Annotated in this window: 15 protein-coding genes; 9 read left to right on the top strand and 6 right to left on the bottom strand. The window is 70.2% G+C overall.

Annotated features, from left to right (window positions below; all coding sequences use genetic code 11):
* Nucleotides 1–23: 23 nt before the first annotated feature.
* The 8 genes from ASG51_RS09180 to ASG51_RS09145 all read left to right on the top strand — a co-directional run bounded on the left by ASG51_RS09180 (nt 24) and on the right by ASG51_RS09145 (nt 8,308).
* The gene (locus ASG51_RS09180) at nt 24–776 is read left to right on the top strand and encodes a DeoR/GlpR family DNA-binding transcription regulator (RefSeq protein ID WP_056350145.1); all 753 of its coding nucleotides are present in this window, start codon (nt 24–26) and stop codon (nt 774–776) included.
* Complete coding sequence (locus tag ASG51_RS09175; RefSeq protein ID WP_056380380.1) at nt 751–2,049, top strand: Zn-dependent hydrolase; 1,299 nt, start codon at nt 751–753, stop codon at nt 2,047–2,049. Before ASG51_RS09180 ends, ASG51_RS09175 begins: the two co-directional genes overlap by 26 nt.
* On the top strand, nt 2,046–3,008 hold the full coding sequence (locus tag ASG51_RS09170) for a phosphotransferase (protein ID WP_056380378.1): 963 nt from the start codon (nt 2,046–2,048) through the stop codon (nt 3,006–3,008). The genes ASG51_RS09175 and ASG51_RS09170 overlap by 4 nt, the downstream gene beginning before the upstream one ends.
* Nucleotides 3,009–3,036: 28 nt before the next feature.
* Nucleotides 3,037–3,975: a phosphotransferase gene (locus tag ASG51_RS09165; RefSeq protein ID WP_082513944.1), complete on the top strand. Its 939-nt coding sequence runs from the start codon at nt 3,037–3,039 to the stop codon at nt 3,973–3,975.
* A 47-nt stretch (nt 3,976–4,022) separates the two neighbouring features.
* Complete coding sequence (locus ASG51_RS09160) at nt 4,023–4,826, top strand: inositol monophosphatase family protein (protein WP_056221413.1); 804 nt, start codon at nt 4,023–4,025, stop codon at nt 4,824–4,826.
* A 265-nt stretch (nt 4,827–5,091) separates the two neighbouring features.
* Nucleotides 5,092–5,289 carry a type II toxin-antitoxin system ParD family antitoxin gene (locus ASG51_RS09155; RefSeq protein ID WP_056380373.1) on the top strand — a complete coding sequence of 66 codons (198 nt, stop codon included), beginning with the start codon at nt 5,092–5,094 and terminating at the stop codon, nt 5,287–5,289.
* A 1-nt stretch (nt 5,290) separates the two neighbouring features.
* Nucleotides 5,291–7,783 carry a PAS domain-containing protein gene (locus ASG51_RS09150; RefSeq protein ID WP_244480118.1) on the top strand — a complete coding sequence of 831 codons (2,493 nt, stop codon included), beginning with the start codon at nt 5,291–5,293 and terminating at the stop codon, nt 7,781–7,783.
* 261 nt (nt 7,784–8,044) lie between these two features.
* Nucleotides 8,045–8,308, top strand: coding sequence for a hypothetical protein (locus tag ASG51_RS09145; protein ID WP_056380369.1), 264 nt, complete (start codon nt 8,045–8,047; stop codon nt 8,306–8,308).
* 340 nt (nt 8,309–8,648) lie between these two features.
* Here ASG51_RS09145 and ASG51_RS09140 read toward each other — a convergent pair whose 3' ends face one another.
* Nucleotides 8,649–9,266 carry a TetR/AcrR family transcriptional regulator gene (locus ASG51_RS09140; RefSeq protein WP_056350264.1) on the bottom strand — a complete coding sequence of 206 codons (618 nt, stop codon included), beginning with the start codon at nt 9,264–9,266 and terminating at the stop codon, nt 8,649–8,651.
* A gap of 69 nt (nt 9,267–9,335) precedes the next feature.
* On the opposite strand from ASG51_RS09140, the gene ASG51_RS09135 reads away from it, so the two are divergent.
* A complete protein-coding gene (locus tag ASG51_RS09135) occupies nt 9,336–10,256 on the top strand; it encodes a DMT family transporter (RefSeq protein ID WP_056274354.1) in 921 nt (306 codons plus the stop codon).
* Between the two features lie 327 nt (nt 10,257–10,583).
* On the opposite strand, the gene ASG51_RS09130 is transcribed toward ASG51_RS09135, so the two are convergent.
* The 5 genes from ASG51_RS09130 to ASG51_RS09110 all read right to left on the bottom strand — a co-directional run bounded on the left by ASG51_RS09130 (nt 10,584) and on the right by ASG51_RS09110 (nt 17,680).
* Nucleotides 10,584–13,535, bottom strand: a complete 2,952-nt coding sequence (locus ASG51_RS09130) for a PAS domain S-box protein (protein WP_082513943.1) — start codon at nt 13,533–13,535, stop codon at nt 10,584–10,586.
* A gap of 197 nt (nt 13,536–13,732) precedes the next feature.
* Nucleotides 13,733–14,377 carry an NAD(P)-binding domain-containing protein gene (locus ASG51_RS09125; protein ID WP_056350154.1) on the bottom strand — a complete coding sequence of 215 codons (645 nt, stop codon included), beginning with the start codon at nt 14,375–14,377 and terminating at the stop codon, nt 13,733–13,735.
* A gap of 156 nt (nt 14,378–14,533) precedes the next feature.
* A complete protein-coding gene (locus ASG51_RS09120) occupies nt 14,534–14,980 on the bottom strand; it encodes an Rrf2 family transcriptional regulator (RefSeq protein ID WP_056274360.1) in 447 nt (148 codons plus the stop codon).
* 127 nt (nt 14,981–15,107) lie between these two features.
* Nucleotides 15,108–16,160 (bottom strand): aliphatic amidase, encoded by a 1,053-nt coding sequence (locus tag ASG51_RS09115; protein ID WP_056380367.1) that lies wholly within the window; start codon nt 16,158–16,160, stop codon nt 15,108–15,110.
* Nucleotides 16,161–16,243: 83 nt separating this feature from the next.
* Nucleotides 16,244–17,680, bottom strand: a complete 1,437-nt coding sequence (locus ASG51_RS09110) for a carbohydrate porin (protein ID WP_156389663.1) — start codon at nt 17,678–17,680, stop codon at nt 16,244–16,246.
* Between the last annotated feature and the right edge of the window lie 126 nt (nt 17,681–17,806).

The raw sequence follows: 17,806 nt of genomic DNA, 5'->3' as shown, positions 1-17,806 counted from the left end.
GAACGGTAGGACGGCCATCGAGCATGCTGACGGATCATCGCCACCAGGAAATCCTGTCCCGCCTCCATGGGACGGGCCGGGTCGGCGTCGCGGATGTGGCCCTCTTCCTGAAGGTGTCCGAAGAAACCATCCGCCGCGATCTGAAGATGCTGGAGGAACGCGGCCTGCTCCGGCGCATCCACGGCGGCGCGGTGCCGCCGCGCCTCGATCAGGAGCGCCCCCTGCAGGAGCGCGGCAAGCTCAACACCCGCGAGAAGGGGCGCGTGGCGGTTCTGGCCGAGGCCCTGGTGCTGGACGGGATGTCGGTCTTCATCGACACGGGCACCACCACGCTCGCCCTCGCCCGGCGGCTCACCGGGCGCAACCTCACCATCACGACCAACTCGGTGGACGTGGCCCTGCATCTCGGCAGCGGCCCGGCCCGGGTCAACCTGACGCCCGGCACCCTGCGGAGCAACGACAACGCGCTGGTGGGCTACGAGACCGTGGCCTACGCCCGGCGCTACTTCTTCGACATCGCCTTCATGGGGATCGCCGCCTGCGATCTCGAGCACGGCTGGATGGATTACGAGGAGCACGAATCGGTGCTGCGCCGGACGCTGAAGGGTCAGTCGCGCAGGGCCGTCCTGCTCGCCGATTCCCGCAAGTTCGGCCGGCAGGCCAATCTCTGCACCTTCGGTCTCGGCGAGAAGCTCAGCATCGTCACCGACAAGCCGCCGCCGGAGGCGTTCCAGGACGCGTTCGCCCGGCATGAGATCGAGACCATCCATACCTGAGGCCGGCGAGGTGCGGGCCCTCGCGGACCTGCTCGACCGGTTCTCCGCCTGCGGCGCCACCCCCGGGGGCGGCGTGACCCGCCTCTGCGCAAGCCCCGCGGACGGCGCCGCCCGCGCCGTGTTCGCGGAGATGGTCCGGGCGGCCGGCGGCATCCTGCGGGTCGACGCGACGGGCAACCAGTTCGGCCTGTTTTCGCTGACGGATCAGGAAGATGCGCCCCTCGTCATGATGGGCTCGCACCTCGACAGCCAGAGCCGCGCCGGCCGCCTCGACGGTACCTACGGCGTCGCCGCCGCCCTACGGGTGGGTGCCGGCCTGATGGCTTCCCGGCGGGCCGGAGGGCGCTTCAACGCCGATTTCTGCGCCGTGAACTGGACCAACGAGGAGGGCGCCCGCTTCCGGCCGAGCCTCCTCGGCAGCGGTACCTATGTCGGCCGACACACGGTGGCGGAGGCGCTGGCCTGCCGCGACGACGACGGCATCCGCCTGGGGGCGGCTCTGGCGGCGATCGGCCAGGCGGGCGGCGACGCACCGCCACCGCAGCCGGCCTGCTACCTCGAGATCCACGTGGAGCAGGGCACCGCGCTGGAGGAGGCCGGACGGACCATCGGCATCGTCACCCGCAACTGGGGGGCGACCAAGATCGAGGCGGCCTTCACCGGCGTCCAGGCCCATACGGGGCCCGGGCGGATGGAGCGCCGGCGCGACGCGCTGCTCGCCGCCGCCTATGCCATCGCGGACATCCGGGCGCTGGCCGATGCGTGGCCCGGCCTGCTGTATACCGCGGTGGGTCGTGTCGAGGTCGCGCCGAATTCCGCCAACGTGGTCGCCGCACACGTCGCGATCTCGGTGGAGCTCCGGTCCGCCGACGACGCCATCCTGGCCGAGGCCGGGCGCCGGGCCGACCGCCTCCTCGCCGGGGCCGCCGACCGGGCCGGCACCGGGCTGACGATCACGAGCCGGGGCGAGCGCCCGATCCGGGCGATGCCCGAGGCGGTCTGCGACCTCGTCGCCGCCTGCGCCGCGGCGCAGGGCCTCGAATCCTTGCGGATGGACACGGTGGCGGGGCACGACGCCCTGAGCTTCCTCGGGATCTGCCCGACGGGACTCGTCTTCGTGCCGAGCATCGACGGCATCGCCCACAACGAGGCCGAGGCCACCGACCCGGCCGACCTCGCGGCGGGCCTCGCCCTGATGCGGGAGGCGGCCAGGCGCCTGTGCCGCCGGGGCGGCGACCCGGTGCGGGCCGCGCAACCGGAGCCGACAGGATGATGGCCCCCGAACCGGACTTCGCGACGCGCATCGCCGACGCCCTGGCGCGCCTCCCGGGCTGGGAGGCCGGGGCGGCGCAGATCGCCCTGGCGGCGGCGCCGGTCGCCTCCCCGACCCACCGGGCGGTGGCCTCGGACTGCGCCCGGGTCCGGCGCGACGGCGCCGATCCCGTCTTCGTCAAGCGGCGCCACGCCGACATGGCCGCCGACATCCGCCCCGCCATGGCGGAGGCGACGCGCCGGGCCGGGACCCTCGGCCTCGGCCCGGCCCTGCTGGCCCAGGGCGAGAACGTGGTCGTGCTGGCCGACCTGCCCGAGCCCTGGCGCTACGCCCGGGTCGGCGACCTGCAGGAGGCGGACACGATGGCGCAGGTCCTCGGCGCCCTGCGGCGGCTGCACGGGGCGGAGCCCCTCGGCCAGAGCTTCTGCCCGTTCGGGCGGATCGCCGCCCTCGCGGCGGAGGCCCGGGCCTGCGCCGCCCCGGTGCCCGACGACTTCGCGGTGCTCCTGGCGGAGGCCGAGCTGATCCGCGCGGCGATCGCGGCGGCGGGCTTCGACCGGCGGTTCTGCCGCAACGACGGCACCGCCTCGAACCTCATGCTGCGCTTCGACGGGGGCGGCCTCGCGCCCGACGGCGTCCGCCTCGTGGATTTCGACCTCGCGGGCGATTTCGACCCCTGGTTCGAGATCGGCGCGCTCCTCAACGAGGCCTATGTCTTCGAGCCCGAGCGCCGGCAGGCCATCGAGACCTATGCCGGGCGCTGCACCGACGCCCTGCTCGCCCGCTGCCGCCTCTACGGCGCGGTGGACGACCTGATGTGGGGCCTCTGGGGGATCACCCGGGCGGTGACCTCGCGCCGGCCCGGCATCGAGTTCTTCAAGTACGGCCAGTGGCGGCTGCGGCACGCGCGCACCACGATGGCGGCGCCGGACTTCGAGCTCTGGCTGCGCCGGCTGTGACGGACCGGACGGCTGCGGGGAGGACGCGATGAGCTGGACACGGATGGGCGAGGGGCGGGGCGTCCCCGAGCAGGCCCTGGAGGCGATCCTCGCCCGGGTGCCGGCCTGGGCCGGCACCCCCCTGCGCTACCGCGCCGTCTCGGGCGGCATCAGCAACACCAACTGGCGGGTCCAGGCGGGGGAGGGGATCGACGTCTTCCTCAAGGTGCCCGGGCGCGGCACCGAGATGTTCATCGCGCGGGACGCCGCCCACGAGGCCAGCCGGCGGGCCGAGGCCTGCGGCTTCGGGGTGGCGGTGCTCGACTACCTGCCGGAGGACGGCGTCGAGATCTTCGCCTTCCTGGACGACTTCCGGGCGTCCTCGAACCTCGACTTCCTGCGCCCGGTCGTGCGCCAGAACGCGGTCCGGGCCCTGCGGGCCTTCAACGACGCCCCGGCCCTGACCCTGACCAAGACGATCTTCGACATGATCGAGGAGCATGTTAGGCAGGTGGAGGCCGTCGGCGGCCGGGTGCCGCAGGATGCGGCCTTCCTGATGCGGCGCTACGGCCAGGCCAAGGCCGCGCTCCTGGCCTCGGGCCTCGACCTCGTGCCCTGCATGAACGACACCCTGGCCGGCAACTTCATGCTCGACGGGCAGGACCAGGTCCGCCTCGTCGACTTCGAGTACGCCTCGAACAACGAGCGCGCCTACGAGCTCGCCCTGTGGTTCGACGAGATGGCGTTCCCGGCCGCGGTCGAGCGCGAGATGATCGAGGCCTATTGGGGCCGCTGGACCCCGCAGATCGACGCCCGCACCGCGGTGCTGAAGGCGCTGGGCGACCTCAAATGGGCGACCTGGGCGATGATCCAGGAGCGCGTCTCGACCCTCGACTTCGACTATTACAAGTACGGGACCTGGAAGCTCGCGCGGGCCCGGACCCTGTTCCACCATCCCGACTGGCCGCGCTGGCTGCACTTGCTGTGACCGCCGCCCTCCCGTTCCCGCGTTCCCCGTCGCCCAAGGCCGATCCCATGTTCCCGACCCTCGCCCCACCGGCGGGCTTCGACGCCACGCCCGACGGGCTGATGGCCTTCGCCCACCACCTCGCCAACAGCGTGCGCCCCCTGGCGCGCCGCCACTTCCGCACGCCGCTCGCCGTGGAGGCCAAGGCCGATGCGAGCCCCGTCACCGAGGCCGACCGCGGCATCGAGGCCCGCCTGCGGGCCGAGATCCGCCAGGCCTACCCGGCGCACGGCATCCTCGGCGAGGAAGAGGGCGGCGACTTCAGCCACGACCTGACCTGGGTGGTGGACCCCATCGACGGGACCCAGAGCTTCATTACCGGCATGCCGCTCTTCGGCACCCTGATCGCCCTGGTGCGGGGCGGGCGGCCGCTCCTCGGCCTGATCGACATGCCGGCCCTGGCCGAGCGCTGGCACGGCAACGGCAGCAGCGCCTGGTTCGGCGGCAAGCCGATCCGCACCAGCCGGCGCGCCCTCGCCGAGGCCCGGCTGTTCGCGACCTCCCCCGACCTGTTCCGGGGGGCCGACGCCGAGGCCTTCGCGGCCCTGAGCGCCGCCGTGGGCCTGCGCCGCTTCGGCGGCGACTGCTACGCCTACGGCCTCCTCGCCTCGGGCCATTGCGACCTCGTCGTCGAGGCCGGCCTCAAGGTCTACGACGTGATGGCCCTGGCCCCCGTGGTGGAGGGCGCCGGCGGCGTGATGACCGACTGGGCCGGCCGCCCGCTCACCCCGGACTTCGACGGCCGCGTCATCGCCGCCGCCAACCCGGAGCTGCACGCGGCGGCCCTGCGCCACCTGACGGGATTTGCCTGAGGCGCGGAGCTCGGAGGGTCGGCGAATCCCGGGAGCGCGCCCTCCGCCTGGTCATCGGGGGGCCGGTTGCGACCCGACCCGGCCGCTAGGACCGTCGCCGGCGCTTTCTTCGAAGCAGCCGTTCGTCAGCCCACCAGCAACTTCAGCTGGCGGCGGTTGGCGGACGTTCCAGGATTGCGCCGGGACTGGAAACCTAAAGTGCTGTAGGTGCATCCGTGGCCGTGTCGCGCTTGTAAGAACAAGCCCCGGCAGGCATGGCTTATCGATGTCCGTGCGCCGAACCGTTACCGTCTCGATCACCCCGGAACAGGACGCGCTCCTTTGCGCATTCCTCGCGTCCGGCCGCTACCGCAGCATCAGTGAGGTTATGCGGTCCGCGCTTCGCCTGCTGGAGCGTGACGAAGCGGCAACCCTCACGGCGATGAGAAGACCTGTGGCCCACGACGAGGCGAGCCGTGGCTGACATGGTCGGTCGTGAAACCGCGTTCCTCGCTGGCGATAAGGGAGTGGGTGCGCTGATGCGTGCCCATGATTGGACACTTTCACCCCTCGGCCGGCCAGAGACATGGTCCGCGCCGTTACGGGCGAGCGTCAGTTTGATGTTGGGTTCCGCATTCCCGATGTTCATGGCTTGGGGGCCGGACCTCGGTTTCCTCTACAACGACGCCTACGTCCAGATCTTGGGGAGCAAGCATCCCGCCGCGCTCGGATGCGCCTTCCGAGACGTCTGGCCGGAGATATGGACCGACATCGAACCCATCGTCCGGCGGGCCCTCGACGGCGAGGCGATCTACATGGAAGACATGCCGCTCCGCATGGCGCGGAACGGCTTCGACGAGCAGACCTGGTTCACGTTCTCGTACTCGCCGTTGCGGGGCGAGGACGGCACCGTAGCGGGCATGTTCTGCGCCTGCACCGAGACAACCCGGCGGGTGCATACCGAGACCGCCTTGCGGCAGCGCGAGAGGGAGCTCGGGGAAAAGGTGCGCGAGTTCCAGGCCCTGGCCGAGAACGTCAGCCAACTGGCATGGATGGCGGAGCCGGACGGGCACATCTTCTGGTACAATCGAAGATGGTATGAATACACCGGCACGACCCTCGAAGTCATGCAGGGTTGGGGCTGGCGCGACGTCCACCTGCCGGACCAGATCGAGCGCATCATCGCCGAGGTCGGGGCGCGCTGGGCTGCCGGGGAAGCATGGGAAGGCGTCTATCACCTGCGCTCGGCCTCGGGCGAGTACCGGCCGTTCCTCACCCGCGCCGAACCGATCCGCAACGAGGCTGGCGAGCTCGTCCGTTGGTTCGGCACCAACACCGATATCAGCGCGCAGCACGCTGCCGAGCGGGGCCTGCGCGACCTCAACGCGACGTTGGAGGCTCAGGTCCGCGCCAGGACGGCGGAACTGCAACTCTCGCGCGACATGATCCAGTCGAATGCCGACCCAATCTGCGCCTTCGACACGGACTATCGGCTGATCGACTTTAACCGGTCGCATAGCGACGAGTTCTATCGGATCTTCGGACGTCGGGTCGCGCTCGGCGATGTGTTCCCCGACCTGTTCCCGCCCGACCAGGCCCCGATCATGCGTGGGTTGATGGCGCGAGCTCTGACGGGGGAGGCGTACACGGTCACCGAGGAGTTCGGCGACCCTCGTCTGGCCAAGCCTCGCTGGGAGGTCTCCTACTCGCCGCTGCGGGACGAACAGGGTCGGGTCATCGGGGCGTTCCATTACGCGCGGGACATCTCGGCCCGGCTCCGCGCCGAAGCAGAACTCGCCGTCACGCAGGAGGCTTTGCGGCAGGCGCAGAAGATGGAAGCGGTCGGGCAGCTCACCGGTGGGCTCGCGCACGACTTCAACAACCTACTGGCGGGCATATCCGGCTCGCTGGAGATGATGCAGTCCCGCATGCAGCAGGGACGGTTCCACGACATCGAGCGCTACATGGCCGCCGCGCAAGGCGCCTCGAAACGGGCGGCAGCCCTGACGCATCGCTTGCTCGCCTTCTCGCGCCGGCAGACGCTCGATCCCAGGCCTACGGATGTGAACCGTTTGACTCTCGGCATGCAGGAGCTGATCCAGCGCACGGTCGGTCCGGGCATCGCCGTCGAGGTTGTCGGCGCTTCAGGGGTCTGGCCCACCCTGGTCGACCCGTCCCAGCTCGAGAATGCGCTGCTGAACCTCTGCATCAACGCCCGCGACGCAATGCCTGACGGGGGCACCATTACCATCGAGACGTCCAATAAGTGGCTGGACGAGCGTGCGGCGCGGCAGCAGGACGTGCCGGAGGGACAGTACCTCACGCTCAGCGTCACCGACACCGGCACCGGCATGCCGCCCGAGGTTATGGCACGGGTCTTCGAGCCGTTCTTCACAACCAAGCCTATCGGCGAGGGCACCGGTCTTGGGCTGTCGATGATCTACGGCTTCGCGCAGCAGTCGGGCGGACAGGTGCGCATATACTCCGAGGTCGGCGCGGGGACGACAGTCTCAATCTACCTACCGCGCCACTACGGTGAGGTGCCGTATGGCTCCGCTATGGTTCCAGCAGTCGTACTGCCACGTTCCGAGCAGGGCGAGACGGTGCTGGTGGTCGACGACGAGCCGACCGTGCGCATGCTCGTCACCGACATCCTGGAGGATCTCGGCTACACGGCCATCGAGGCCGGAGACAGCGCGGCCGGGCTTAGGATCCTGCAGTCGAACGTGCGCATCGACCTCCTGGTTAGCGACGTCGGCCTGCCCGGCGGCATGAACGGGCGGCAGATGGCCGATGCCGCCCGTGTTTCCAGACCGGACCTCAGAGTGCTGTTCATCACCGGCTACGCCGAGAATGCAGTGCTGGGCAACAGCCATCTAGCGCCCGGTATGGGGGTGCTGACGAAGCCGTTCGCCATCGAGACGATGGCGGCGCGCATCCGCTCGATGATCGAGGCGGGGCGCGAGGCGAGGCGGTAATGCCGGAGCTGACGGGCTGCTATGGATCGTGAGCGGGCGCGGCGGCAACGTCCGCTTAAAGGGATTGCCGTCCGAAAGCAGACCATCTCGATACCACCCATTGCGGACGGCAGCCACAGTGTTCCAATCGGTGCTGCACTATGAAACGGCCCTGCCTGTACAGGGCTGCCGAAACCCTGTGATGGAAGTTCAATTTGGCGCTTCCCCGATAAAAGTTCGTTGAGTTCCGCATCGTACAATTTCAGCATGTGGAGCTATCCGATGCCCTCGAACTGGACGCTTTTCTGGTTTTATCCAATCGCCTCTGCATCTCAGATGCTCGTCAGGGCTTGCTATGGGAAAATCTACGCTGTTGAAACCGAATTCCTCTTGTTTTCGATAGGCTGGGTCCTGGTCTTCTTCACGTCCATCTGGCTCGATCGTCTTTTCGGGCGCGTTTCCACAGGCGACATGGCTAAGGAGAAAGAAGTCATCCGCCGGTTTATCGAAGGCGACAGGGCTGGCACGCGCCGACGCGAGCTTTGAACGCGACGCATCAGGTCCGCACCCCCTCCTCAACGGCCGTTCACACGGTCACCCGCCGCAGCCGGATGCCGAGCACCGGCGCGTCACCCGTGATCGCCCAGTCCGCGATCCGCCGGCAGAGTGGACCACGCAGCCCGCGCCACCTGACGGGATTTGCCTGAAGCGCGCGGCGCAGCGGAAGGTCGGCGAAGGGTCGGCGGAGTCCGGGAGCGCCTGCCTCCGCTGGACCATCGGGGGCAGGTTGCGACCCGGGGAAGCCGCAGAGACAGCCGCCGGCGCTTCCCGGACGCGGTCGTTCATGGGCTTTCGGCCAGTCCGGCGCGGGGCGGAAAGCGGACCCTCATGGAAGGGACGGGCGCGAGCCGAGGGCATCGAGAAGGCTGCGGAGGCCATCCAGTGCCGCAGCCGCGGAAGCTTCGCCGAACTGCGCGTTCACAGCCGCTCCGTCCAGGGCCAGAGTGGCGGCCCAGGCGATCTCGGCGCGACCCCTCGCGGTCGGGGGCAACAGCGCCGCAATCGCATCCCGCACCTCGTGCTTGTGCTGCGCCGCGATGCCGGCGAGTGGCAAGGCGGCCTCCCCCGCCTCCGCGACCGTGTTGGCGAAGGCGCACCCCCGGAAGTCGGCGAGGCCGAACCACGCTCGCGCGGCGTCGAGCACGGGCACCAGCGGTGCCTCCCTGCGCTCTGCCTCCGGCTGGGCGGCGCGGGCGGACGAGAGCGCCGCGCGGAACCAAGCCATCCAGGCCACGTGCCGCCGCTCCAGATAAGCCCGGATCAAGACGTCCTTGGAGGGGAAGTGCCGATAAAAGGTCACCTTCGTCACCCCCGCCTCCGCGATGATCCGGTCGATGCCGGTGGCGCGGATGCCTTGTCTGTAGAAGAGATCCTGTGCCGTCCGCAGGATGCGATCCCGGGCCGGGATGGGAGCGGATGCCGCGGTGCCTGGGTCTGATGTCATCCCGACCATGTAGACAGGCCGTCCCATGTGAGACAGTGTAGACAGACCTGTCTACATGAGGCCGCCGCGATGCCCGCACCCACTGCCGCTCTCCCCGCCCAAAAGCGGGATTCGGCCTCTGCCCTCTCCACCATCGGCCTCTTCGCCTTCGTGGTCCTGGCCTGGAGCCTCAACTGGGTCGTCATGAAGCTGGCGGTACGGGAGGTCACGCCGCTCTGGGCAGTCGCCATCCGCACTGCGCTGGCCGCTCTCGTCCTGTTCCCATCCCTGTTTGCGGCCCGACAGCTTGTCTTGCCGTCCCGGGCCGACCTGCCGGTCATCCTCGTGATCGCGCTCTTTCACATGGTCGCCTTCGCGAGCCTCATGACGGCGGGGCTCGTCTTCGTTCCGGCGAGCCGCGCCATCGTGCTGGGCTACACCACCCCGCTCTGGGTCGCGCCCGCCGCCTTCTTCTTCCTCGGCGAGCGCGTGTCCGCGCGGCAAGTCGCCGGCATCGCGGTCGGCATCGCCGGCCTGCTGGTGCTCTTCGAGCCGGGCAGCTTCGCGTGGGGGGACGCGGCGGTCCTTTTCGGGAACGGCTTGGTGATCGTGGCCGCGCTCTGCTGGTCGGTCAGCATCGTCTACACCCGGGCCCATCGCTGGGAGGCGACGCCGCTCCAGCTCATGCCCTGGCAATGCCTGCTCGCGACCATCGTCCTTGTGATCCTGGCGCTCACGGTCGAGGGTGCACCGCCGACGCGGATCGGGACGCCCGCGCTGCTGGCGCTCACCTACAACGGCGTCATCGGAACAGCGCTCGGGTTCTGGGCCATGACGGTCGTGAACCGGCGCGTGCCGGCGACCACCGCATCTCTCGGTGTTCTTGCGACGCCTGCCGTGGGGATCGGTCTGTCGGCTGTCATCCTGGCCGAAGGGCTGGATCCGCGGCTCGTCGTCGCGGCGCTCACCATCCTGGTCGGAATCGCGCTCGGTGCGAAAGGACGGGGATGAACCGGCGATTCCCGTTTTGGTGGGGGGGACTCACTCAGCCGCCTGCGATGACACCGGCAACGCGGGCGACGGCGGCCGGATCGTTGCCGTCCGGGCAGTTACAGCCAGTTGCGACGCGCCGCGAGTTCGGGAGACGGCCGAACAGGCGTTGGACCCGGACGGGGCCCGCGGCAGCGATCTCGGCGGGCCGTCGCTCTCCGGTGTGAGAAGGGGTCGGGGTGAGGGGCGTGGCCCATCCGACGCGGTCCCGCACTTCACCCTGTCCCTCTCCCTCCCGGAGGGGACCCGCGCGCGAGAAGCGCCCGAGGAATCAACCGGCGAGGGTCATCACGCGGCCCCCTCGATCAGGCCGCGGATGCGGGTGGCCAGGGCCTCGAGCGCGAAGGGCTTGACCAGCACCTGCATGCCGGGGGCGAGGTGGCCGTGGTTGAGGGCGGCGTTCTCGGCATAGCCGGTGATGAACAGCACCTTCAGGCCCGGGCGGGACACCAGGGCCGCCTCCGCCATCTGGCGGCCGTTCATGCCGCCGGGCAGGCCGACATCGGTGACGAGGAGGTCGATGCGCACATCGGATTGCAGCACCTTGAGGCCCGAGGCACCGTCGGCCGCCTCGATGGCGGCGTAGCCGAGATCCTCCAGCACCTCGGTCACCAGCATCCGGACGGTGGGCTCGTCGTCCACCACCAGCACCGTCTCGCCGACCTTGGCCCGGGCCGCCTCCGACAGGTCCGGCACCGTCTCCACCCCCTCCGCCGCGCCGAGATGGCGCGGCAGGTAGATGCACACCATCGTGCCCGCGCCGGGCTCGGAGTAGATCCGCACCTGGCCGCCCGACTGCTTGGCGAAGCCGTAGATCATCGACAGGCCGAGGCCGGTGCCCTCGCCGAGGGGCTTCGTGGTGAAGAACGGGTCGAAGGCCTTGGCGGCGACGTCGGGCGTCATGCCGGTGCCGTTGTCCGAGACGCAGAGGGAGACGTACTGGCCCGGCTCCAGGTCGCGCTCCCGCGCCGCGCGGGCATCGAGCCAGCGGTTGCCGGTCTCGACCACGATGCGGCCGCCGTCCGGCATGGCGTCGCGGGCGTTGATGCAGAGGTTCAGGAGGGCGTTCTCGAGCTGGCTCGGGTCCACGAGGGTCGGCCACAGGCCGGCCGCGCCCACCACCTCCACCGACACCGCCGGCCCCACCGTGCGGCGCACCAGCTCCGCCATGCCCTCGACGAGGCGGTTCACGTCGGTGGGCTTCGGGGCCAGGGTCTGGCGGCGCGAGAAGGCGAGGAGCCGGTGGGTCAGGGCGGCGGCCCGGCGCGCCGCCCCCTGCGCGGCGCCGATGTAGCGCTCCAGGTCGCCGACCCTTCCCTGGAGCATCCGGGTCTGCATCAGCTCGAGGGAGCCGACGATGCCCGCCAACATGTTGTTGAAGTCGTGGGCGAGGCCGCCCGTGAGCTGGCCCACCGCCTCCATCTTCTGCGACTGGCGCAGGGCCTCCTCGGCCCGCATCAGCTCGGCCGTGCGTTCCGCGACCCGCTGCTCCAGGGTCTCGTTGAGGCTGCGCAGCTGCTCGGTGACGCGCGCGCGCTCGGCCTCGCCGGCCCGGCGCTCCTCCACGTCGATGAGCACGCCGGGAAAGCGTAAGGGGGTGCCGTCCGGGCCGTGCTCGACGCGTCCGTTGGCTTCGAGCCAGTAGTAGCGCCCGTCGGCGCGGCGGGTCCGGTACTGGTGCGCGTAGGCGCCGCCCCGGGCGATCGCGGCCTCGATGGCTTCGGCGAGGCCGGCGCGGTCGTCCGGGTGCACGGTCTCCACCACCTGGGCGAGGCTCAGGCCCTCGCGCCCGGCGGCGGGATCGAGGCCGAAGCTGCGGGCGAAGGCCTCGTCGACGCTGAAGCGGTCGGTGGGCAGGTCCCAGAGCCAGGTGCCGATGATCGCCCCGGCGGCCAGAGCGAGCTGCACCCGCTCGATGTTCTCCCGGGCCAGGGCCTCGCTGGCGCGCAGGGCGTCCTCCGCCCGGCGGCGGGCCGAGATGTCCCGGAACAGCACCGAGACCTGGCGCCGGCTCGCCGGCTCGATCCGGGCGGCGGAGACCTCGATGTGACGCCCGGCCAGGGGAAAGGCGCGCTCGAACCGGATCGCGGTGCCGGTGCGCAGGACGCCGCCGTAGAGCTCGAGCCAGCCCTCGGCCTCCGCCGGCGCGAGGTCGCGCAGGGTGCGGCCGACGATGTCCGGGATGCCGGTGTGGCGCTCGTAGCCGGCATTGGCCTCGACGTGGACGTAGTCGCTCAAGGGGCCGTGCGGCCCGTCGAAGAACTCGATGATGCAGAAGCCGTCGTCGACGGCCTCGAACAGGGCGCGGTAGCGCGCCTCGCTGGTGGCCAGGGCGTCGCGGGCGGAGCGCGCCTCGGTGACGTCCCGGGCGACGCCGGAGAACCGAAGCGGGCGCCCCGCGGCATCGCGCTCGATCTCGCCCCGGCGGGCGATCCAGCGGCGTTCGCCGGTGTCGGGCCGGCGGATGCGGTACTCGACGTCCCGGGGCGGCTCGCCCCGCCGGCGGCTCTCCGCCGTGGAGACGAGGTGCGAGTCGTCCGGGATGACCAGGCGCTCGAAGACCGAGGCCGGATAGGTCGCGGCCACGGGCAGCCCGTAGAGGCGGCAGAATTCCGGGGTCGGGTGCAGGATGCCGTCGTCGATGCCCACCGAGAACACGCCGATGCCGCCGGCCTCCTGGGCGCGGCGCAGGCGCATCTCCGCGTTCTGCAGGGCGTCCCCGGCCCGGTGCTCCGCGGTGCGGTCGCTCACGACCTTGACGTAGCCGATGTGCCGGCCGTCGCCGTCCCGCAGGGGCATCATCTCGCCCGAGGCCCAGAAGCGCGTGCCGTCGGCGCGCAGGTGCCAGCGCTCGTCCTCGGCGCGGCCCTGCTCCAGGGCGAGGCGCATCTCGATCCCGGGCCGGTCGATCGCGCGATCCTCGGGGGTGAACAGGCAGGCGATGCCGCGGCCGCGGATGGCGGCGGCGGGCCAGCCGAAGAGGCGGGCGGCGCCGGCGTTCCAGTCGGTCACCACCCCGTCGCGATCCGTGCCCAGGATGGCGAAGCGGGTCGTGCTGTCGAGGATCGCCTGCCGGTGCGGGATCGGGTCGGCCTCCGGCCCGGCCCCATCCGGTCCGGCCTCATCCGGCCCGATGCCCGGCCCTTCGGCGGAGCGGCGGGCCTCGGCCCGCAGGCGCGCGGCCTCCCGCTCCAGCTCCGCGGCGCGGCGCAGGCGCGCGTCGGTCTCGGGCTGGCTCATGCCGGGACGTCCTCCTTCCGGGGTGTCGATCAGGGGCGACGGGTCTCGGCAAGGGCGGTAGAGGCGCCGCCCGCCCGGGTCAAACGGAGGCGGCGCGGCCCCGCGGCGCAGAACGGCGAGAGCCGGCCCCGCGGCAACGGAACCGGCCCTCGATCCGGGCTTCGCGGTCCAGCCCGAATCGTAGGCGGGACCGCCGGTCAGACCTTGACGAAGTTGATGGCCGCGAGGGGGCCGAAGGGCAGTTCCGCCAGCGGGCCGCCGGTGTCGAGGGCACCGAGGTCGACGGGGAAGAACCGCATGGCCTCAATCAGCGCGCGGATCTCGGCCTTCGCGGCCGCATCGTCGCCGGAATAGAACAGCACGCGCTGACCGCCGGAGAGTTGGGGCTGGGGCAGGGCGTTGACGTCGAGGTGATTGAAGGCCTTGACCAAGCGTGCGCCGGGGACGAGGGCACGGATCAGGCTGCTCGACGCGCGGCCACCGAGATCGACGGCCTTGATGCCGTAGGCGGCCAGCGGGTTGGCCGGATCGTTCGCGGCGGGCGAATTCGGGTCGAGGAACTCGACCGGGTTGGTGCCATCGACCACGATGCGGTTGTTCCAGGCCGGCAGGCGGCTCAGCACCGTCTCGGTGTCGGTCCAGCGCAGCGCGACGAAGACGATGTCGGCGCTGGCCGCCTCCGCGACGGTGCCCGCCGTGATCGAGGGACCGAGTTCCGCGACGAGGGCCGCCAGCGAGGCCGGCCCCCGACTGTTCGCCACCGTGGCGGCGATGCCGTTGCGAGCCAGCGCCCGCGCCACGTTCGAGCCGAGGCCGCCGGAACCAAGGATACCGATGCTCATGGTGTCGCTCCTGTCATGAAGGGGGTTGCTGCCGGGGGCTTTGCGTCTTCGAGCCGTCCGCGCCCCGGTGGCGAACGATCCGCATTCAATGCCGGCCGCATCCATCTTGAATGTTGTTATGTCGACGACGCGATTACACTTTAGGGTAAAAAACGATCACCAGGAGAGGGGGATCGTGAACTTGCCGAGGCGCGCCACCTCGGCGGCGATGTCGGCGATGGTGACGGTCGCCAACTCGTCCTCCAGGGCCTGCCGGGCCCGCCCGAGGATCGGGCTGAGGGCGGCCTGGATCTGTCCGCCGACCGCGCAGGCCTCGCAGGGCGGGGTCCGGTGCAGGGTGAACAGCGCCGTATCCTCCACCGCGCCGTAGACGTCGAGGAGGCGGATGCGTTCGGCCGGTCGGGCCAGCAGCGCGCCGCCGCCCGCCCCCATCTGCGAACGGGTCAGCCCCGCCTCGCCGAGGCGGGACAGAAGCCCCCGGATCACCACCGCGCCCGTGTTGACGGAATAGGCGAGATCCTCGGACCGGAGAGGCTTGCCGCCGCTCACCGCCAGGGCGGCGAGGATGTGGACGGCGACGGCGAAGCGGGTGGTGGTGGGCATGATCGATTTCGCTTGTGTGTCGATGACAATACGACACATCTCGCGCCTGTCAACCGGGTTCCCGCGCATCGTCGCGCCGTCGCTGGCCGAGGCCCCTCGAGGCATCACACGGGTGAGGGGCGCCGGATCAAGCCGGGTCGGGCGGGCCCTCGCCCTTGCCCACGAAGGGGATGCCCTCGATCGGGCATTCCGGGGTGCCGACGCTCGGCCGGGTGATCGCCCGCACGGCCTCGCGGGTGGCATCGGGGTCCTCGATCCAGCGGCGGTAGAAGTCGTAGGGGCATTCCGACAGGCCGTGCCGGTTCTCCTTCGAGGCGATCATGCCGGTGTAGCCGCGATGCAGCAGCTTGAAGAGGTGGTTCTCCGATTGCCCGTGGGCGCGGGCATCGCGGATCAGGAACTTCGACAGGGCGGCGTACTGGATGCCCATCTCCTCCTCGCCGCACTCGCCCAGCGTCCGCCCGTCGAAGCCGATGATCGCCGAGTGGCCGAAGTAGCTGTAGACTCCGTCGAAGCCGGCGGCATTGGCCACCGCCACGTAGGTGTTGTTGGCGAACGCCATCGCCTTCGACATCAGGACCTGCTGCTCTTTCGCCGGATACATGTAGCCCTGGCAGCGGACGATGAGCTCGGCGCCCCGCATGGCGCAGTCGCGCCAGATCTCCGGGTAGTTGCCGTCGTCGCAGATGATGAGGCTGATCTTCAGGCCCTTGGGGCCGTCGGAGACGTAGGTCCGGTCGCCCGGATACCAGCCCTCGATCGGCGTCCAGGGCATGATCTTGCGATACTTCTGCACGATCTCGCCCTGGTCGTTCATCAGGATGAGGGTGTTGTAGGGCGCCTTGTTCGGGTGCTCCTCGTGGCGCTCGCCCGTGAGGGAGAACACGCCCCAGACCTTCGCCTTGCGGCAGGCGGCGGCGAAGATGTCGGTCTCCGGCCCCGGGACCGTGGTGGCGGTCTCGTACATCTCGGCCGCGTCGTACATGATCCCGTGGGTCGAGTATTCGGGGAAGATCACCAGGTCCATGCCGGGCAGGCCGGACTTCATGCCGACCACCATGTCGGCGATCTTGGACGCGTTCTCCAGGACCTCGTCCCGCGTGTGCAGGCGGGGCATCCTGTAGTTCACGACGGCGACGCCGACGCTGTCCTGGCTCGACGAAATGTCTCCGTGCATCATGGCGCGATCCTCCGGTTTCGAGACGTGGCGCGTGCCGCGGTGTTTGGCGGCACGCGTGGGGGGAGACGGGGTCCCCCGGGCCCCTAGCCCGGCGCGAGGCCGAGGAGGGTTCCGAGGGGAACCACGAGGGTGAAGCCGCCATAGACGCCGTCCTTCGGCCGCCGGGCGGTGTAGGGGTTCCAGAACGAGTTCGGATTGACGACGTACTGGATCACGGGCTCGAGGATCACGCCGGCCCCGACGTCGATGTGGGCGTTGGCCTCGAAGATGAACTTGTCCCGCGAGAACGGCGCGCCCGAGCCGCCCGAGATGAAGTTCGCATCCGCCAGGAAGTCGGCGTAGTTGGCGTTGATCCGCTGCCAGTTGGCCTTCAGACCGTAGGTGTCGTTGGGCCGGGACTGGTCGGGCGACTGCAGAAGGATTCCGGCGAAGGAATTGAACCGGATCGGGATCGTCGGGTCGAAGGCGTAGCCGGTGCCGGTATAGACCGAGACCGAGGCCGGGTGCGGGTTGGCGGCCTCCGCGCCCCCGTCGGCCCGCCAGACCGTCTGCGAGGCGGTCAGCACCACGCCGGAGGTGCCGGATTTCTGCAGGGCCGGATCGCCGGGGAACAGACCCTTGGAGCGGCCGAGCGCCGTCTTGAAGTTATCCTCGTGATCGGCGGTGTTGTAGAAGCCGGTGAGCGAGACGCGCCCCGGATAGGCCTCCTGGGAGAAGTCGGTCTTGCGGCCGATCTCGGTCATCACCACCGCGCCGGCCAGGCGCTCGTAGCCGAAATCATAGCCCGACAGCCCGTTGGTGTTGGGGTTCACGCTGAAGGCGCCGGCCTGGACGTAGGTGGTCGGCGAGAGCTTGTAGGCGACGTTGGCGCCCCAGACCCCGTAGAGCGGCGAGGTGAAGCCGGCGTTGAAGTAGAACATGTCCTGGAAGCAGGAATTGATCGAGTTGCACGGCGGAAGGCCGTAGTACCGGTCCGGATGGGTGCGGCCGACCTCGACCACGAGGCGGTCGTCGAGCAGCTTCTGCTGGTAGGTGAACAGCGACAGCCGGGCGAAGTTGGGGTTGAACGGCGGCTGGTAGCCCACCGTGGTGTCGCCGATGTCGGCGGCCATGTTGAGGTTGCGCACCAGGCCGAAGAAGGTCTGGGTGAAGTTGATCGTCCCGCCCGAGATGCCGGCGATCTTCTGCATGTCGGCCGTCATCGACAGGACGAAATAGGCCGAGTTCGACTGCTCGCCGGGCCGCAGACCCATGGTCGGGTTGGCCTGGTAGAAGTCGTAGACGTTGACGTCGAAGGTCAGGCCGCGGGCCGCCATCTCGGTGGCCCAGGGCGCGAGCGGGCCGACCCGGACCGGGTCCTTCGGCTTGTCGGCGATGGCCGGGTCGGTGCGCGGCTGCGTCTGGTCGTTGAACTGGCCCACCGGCGAGGCCGTCTGCGCCAGGGCCGGCCCATCCACCAGGACGCCGGCGGACGCGACCGCCGCCGACAGGAGCGCGCCCCGGGCCGCCCCCCATCCCATCCGGCGCCTCGGCACCGGTCCCCGTTCGAATCTCTGGATCATCGTACCACCCCACGCTCCAGCATCGATCCGGCCTCGGACCCATCCCATCCACTTCAGCTGTGGAATTATATCTCGATAGGCCCA

It is taken from the genome of Methylobacterium sp. Leaf465 (assembly GCF_001424705.1).
GTDB lineage: Bacteria > Pseudomonadota > Alphaproteobacteria > Rhizobiales > Beijerinckiaceae > Methylobacterium.
The sequence above is the reverse complement of the archived record's forward strand: the minus strand, read 5'-3'. Positions and strand labels throughout refer to the sequence as shown.